The organism is Petrotoga sp. Shatin.DS.tank11.9.2.9.3, from assembly GCF_003665005.1.
Taxonomy (GTDB): Bacteria; Thermotogota; Thermotogae; order Petrotogales; family Petrotogaceae; genus Petrotoga; species Petrotoga mobilis.
This window is the reverse complement of sequence record NZ_JGVT01000013.1, coordinates 1-489: the sequence shown is the minus strand read 5'-3', so window position 1 is coordinate 489 and position 489 is coordinate 1. Positions and strand designations below refer to the sequence as shown.

Below are 489 nucleotides of genomic sequence, written 5' to 3'. Positions count from 1 at the left end.
GATAATAGACGTAAGCGATCCAACAGAACCAAAAGAAGTAGTTCATTACGACACAGCAGGTGATGCATTTGGTGTTTATGTAAAAGATAATTACGCTTATGTGGCAGATAGTGAGAATGGTTTTGTAATACTAGACATAAGTGATCCAGAAAATCCTACTCTTGAAGCTGATATGCTTTGGTATACCTTCTACGGTGTAAGTGTGAACTAATTTTCTCCTGAGTTTGACAGTTGAGAGACGATTTTTCAGTAAACCGAACGGAAGTGATGTAGTGACACTTTTTTCTCTTTTAATTATATTATTCTCTTGACTTCATAATATTTCTGTGGTATAATATTAAAGACATTATGAAGTTGGGAGATGATTTGGATGTATGTTAGAACCGTAAAAAACAATCAAGGGAAAGAATACTTAAGAATAGTAGAAAGTTACCGTGAAAACGGTAAGAATAAACAAAAGATTATCGCTAATTTGGGTAGAATCGATAC

1 protein-coding gene is annotated in these 489 nt (G+C 33.7%); it reads left to right on the top strand.

From position 1 onward, the window contains the following. Positions 1-211, top strand: a 211-nt coding sequence (locus BZ25_RS10155; protein ID WP_158584904.1) for a hypothetical protein, incomplete at its 5' end; no start/stop codon positions are given. Positions 212-489: the final 278 nt, after the last annotated feature.